This window comes from Cryobacterium sp. MLB-32 (assembly GCF_000738085.1).
Classification (GTDB): Bacteria; Actinomycetota; Actinomycetes; order Actinomycetales; family Microbacteriaceae; genus Cryobacterium.
In genome coordinates, this window is record NZ_JPRS01000329.1 from 1 (window position 1) to 3,733 (window position 3,733).

A 3,733-nucleotide genomic window follows, 5' to 3' on the forward strand; every position below is an offset into this window, starting at 1 on the left:
AACCGGTCGACTACCCGTCACATTGGTCGACGCGGGGTCTCGTCCTGGAAACCAGAGAAAACTATACTTGAATCAACTGACCCGCACGGTGATGGGCACCTCCACCACTCAGCGCGGATGTGACCCTGCCCGATGCGAATCGAGGATCAGATGGCTTCGAAGACACGTGAGTATGAGAGTCTCCTGGAAGCGGTGCCGCAACCGTTGGTGGGGATGGACCCGTCGGGTGCCATCGTTTTTGTCAACCACCGGGTGGAGTCGCTCTTCGGCTACGACCGGGGCGATCTGGTCGGCCAGCCCATCCGAATCCTGGTCCCTGACTATGTCAGGGAGGAGCGCACCGCAGAGCCCAGGCGCCGGTCCGGGGACCGGGTGGTGGGGGCGCGGCATCGAGACGGGAGCGAGCTCCCGGTCACGATCAGCGTGTCCGAGGTGGATACCGGGCACATTCTTTTGATGATGACGGCCGAGCGCGAGGTGAACGCTCGCGCTCAGGCGCTGGAGAACGCCCGGCTTCTGGCAGCGATCGTCGAGAATGCGAACGATGCCGTCATCGCCACGACGCTCGACGGCATCGTCACGACGTGGAATGCGGCAGCCCAGAGTTCGTACGGCTACTCCAGAGAAGAGATGGTCGGCACGTCTATAGACCGGCTCAGCTCGGAGAGTCGGATGGATGAGATCCCGTCGATGCTGGCCAAGATCAAGGCCGGCGTCAACATTGACCGCTTCGAAACGGTCCGTATCCGCAAGGACGGAACGCTTGTCCAGGTCGTGCTCACCGTCTCGCCGATCCGTGATGACGATGGCATAGCCGTCGGTGCCTCCACCATCGCGCGGGATGTGACGGCGGCGCGGCAGGCATTTGAGGCGGCGCGGTCGATGATTGAGTCGAGCCTGGATTCGTTGGTGGCGATCAGTCCGGAGGGTCTGATCACCGATGTGAATGAGGCCACGGTGAAGGCGACGGGTATTCCGCGGGTGGAGTTGATCGGCACGGCGTTCTCGGATTGCTTTACGGAGCCGGAGAAGGCGGAGGCGATTTATCAGTTGGTTTTTGAGAAGGGCATGGCCGTTGATTATCCGTTGACGATGCGTCATCGGGATGGGACGTTGACCGAGGTGTTGTATAACGCGTCGGTGTATCGGGATGTGGGTGGAAACGTGCTGGGCGTGTTCGCTGCGGCGCGGGATGTGACAGAGGTCAGGCGGGCGCAGGAGGCCGTGGCCTATCAGGCCTTTCACGATCCGCTGACCGGATTGCATAACCGGGCCTGGATTCTCGACATCCTGGCGGCCGATCTTCGGGCCGCCCAACGATGGGACCATCCGCTGGGGGTCCTGTTCGTGGACATCGACCGGCTCAAGACCGTCAATGACTCGCTGGGGCACGCGGCCGGCGACGAGCTGCTGACGACGGTGGCGCACAGGATGGTGGCTGCCCTGCGCGCGGGGGACCGAATCGGTCGCTTCGGTGGAGATGAGTTCGTCATTGTGTTGCAGGACATGCAGGACGTGCAGGATGCCCTCTCCTGCGCCGAGCGGGTGTCCTCGTCGATCTCCGCTGACATGCACGTGAGGGGTCACCGAATCGTGCCGTCCGTGTCCATCGGCATCGCCACCTCGACATCGACCTCGACCTCCGGCAGCCTGCTTCGCGATGCAGATGTCGCACTCTTCCAGGCCAAAGCCGCAGGGCGCGCCCGCTGGCATTTCTTCGACGACGCCATGCACGGCCAAGCTCTGGCCCGGCTCACCCTCGAAGACGAGCTTCGTGAGGCGATCGCCCACCACCAGTTCGTCGTGTACTACCAGCCCATCGTGGCCCTGGCCGACGCGCGCGTCGTGGGACACGAGGCCCTCGTGCGGTGGGCGCACCCCAGCCGCGGCCTGCTGAGCCCCGCGGAATTCCTTGACATCGCCGAGGACACCGGGTTGATCAGCGCCATTGGCGCCCAGGTGCTGGACCAGGTGTGCGCCTTGCTTGCCGAGCGTCCGGACCTGCCCGGCCCGGTCAGTGTCAACGTCTCGGCGGTCCAACTGTCCGAGCCCACCTGGCTCGCGAGTGTGCGGGAAACTCTCACGGCTCATCACGTCTCCCCTGCACGGGTCGTGATCGAGGTCACTGAGACAGCCGTTCTGAGCCTGGTGGGATCCGCGCAAGTCGCGTTGGCGGAGCTGCGGGGGCTCGGTGTCGGCATCCACCTGGACGATTTCGGTACCGGGTACTCATCCATCTCGGTGCTGCGGGAACTGCCGGTGACCGGGGTCAAGCTCGACCTGCGATTCGTGCAGGACCTCACTGAAGGGGACAGCCGGGCCAATGCCCTCGCCCAGGGAGTGAGCGGGTTGGTCAAGGGTCTGCACCTCACGGGGATCGCGGAGGGGATCGAGACGCAGGTGCAGGCCGATATCCTGCGCGCCCAGGGATGGGAGTGCGGGCAGGGCTACCTCTTCGGCAGACCAGGCCCGTCCCCTGCGTGCCGCGTTCCCGCCTGACCGCCCCGTTCCCTCCTGACCGCGCAGCCCCCGCCTGAGCACCTCGTCGCCGGGACCTAGGCTGGAACCATGGCACGAGCGAGAATTGACGACGGAGCCGGCCGGGTGGCCGTGCGCACGGCACTCGCGGAAGGTGCCGGCGCGAGCCGGGACATTCGGGCGCAGGCCGTTCGGTACACCCTGCAGCTGCTCGCCGAGCAGGCGGAGGGCAACACCCTCGAGGTGCGCGTGCCGCCGTTTGGTGCTGTGCAGTGCATCGCTGGCCCGCGCCACACCCGCGGCACGCCGCCGAACGTCGTCGAAACGGATGTCGCCACCTGGCTCGCCCTCGCCACCGGTGCCCTGAGCTGGCCGGAGGGCATCGCTTCGGGCCTCATTCACGCCTCGGGCGCCCGCGCCGATCTGACGGGTCACGTTCCCGTTCTGTAGGGCATCTCCGCGGCCGCGGCCCCGAGTGTTCATAAGAAAGCCACAGGCAATTCTTCGGATTCCCCTAGGTTGAGCGGGCCCGCTCACAAAACAAAGGCCTGCTCAGTGCACATTCTTCCGCGTCCGTTCCGCCCGTCCCCGATCGCCCTGAGCCTCGTATTGCTCCTGGGTGGGGCAGGGGCCGCGGTCAGTCCCGGCCTCTCCGCCGCGGCGGCGCCGAGTGTCGCAATGCCTCCCCTGTTGGTGACCGAGATCGCCCCCGACAACGTGGGCTACGACAACTTCGAATTCTTCGAAGTGACCAACACGACCGGCGTCGATATCGATCTGGACGCAGCGGGGATCGAGTTGAGCTATATCTACGCGGACTCGGACGATCGCGCCAAGGACGTGCCGTTCGCCGTGCCGACCGGCACATCGATCACGGCCGGTGACTCGACGGTGTTCTGGCTCGACTACACCACGGCAACGGTCGACAGCCAGGCCTTCACGGTGGCGGATTTCCGCGCACACTTCGGTTCTGCCGCGAGTCCGGCCGACCAGTATCCGGCCGACGAGTATCCGGTAGTGCGGGTGACCGGGCAGCCGGGAATGGCGAACGGCGGCGGTCGGGGCATCCGGGTCGTCGACGGCGCCGGGGCATCGATCAGCTGGGCGGTCTATCCGGCGGGATCCGTCGCCGTGGATGCGAGCGCCCACTTTGGCGCCCCGGCAACGGATGCGTCGCCGTCGCAGGTGCTTGTGCGGTCGCTCGGCGTGCCCACACCGGGCAGCCCCACCCCGATGGACACGCCGACTCCCACGC

Annotated in this window: 2 protein-coding genes and 1 pseudogene; all 3 read left to right on the forward strand. The window is 66.0% G+C overall.

Going from position 1 to position 3,733, the window contains the following annotated elements:
- Positions 1–150: 150 nt before the first annotated feature.
- Positions 151–2,499: an EAL domain-containing protein gene (locus JF66_RS18205; protein WP_197059484.1), complete on the forward strand. Its 2,349-nt coding sequence runs from the start codon at positions 151–153 to the stop codon at positions 2,497–2,499.
- Between the two features lie 69 nt (positions 2,500–2,568).
- Positions 2,569–2,928, forward strand: coding sequence for a sterol carrier family protein (locus JF66_RS18210; protein ID WP_035880240.1), 360 nt, complete (start codon positions 2,569–2,571; stop codon positions 2,926–2,928).
- 105 nt (positions 2,929–3,033) lie between these two features.
- Positions 3,034–3,733: pseudogene (locus tag JF66_RS18215) on the forward strand (hypothetical protein); the annotation flags it as partial.

Coding starts and splice junctions, on each gene's coding strand:
- JF66_RS18205 (WP_197059484.1), top strand. CDS start 151: ATGGCTTCGAAGACACGTGAGTATGAGAGTCTCCTGGAAGCGGTGCCG.
- JF66_RS18210 (WP_035880240.1), top strand. CDS start 2,569: ATGGCACGAGCGAGAATTGACGACGGAGCCGGCCGGGTGGCCGTGCGC.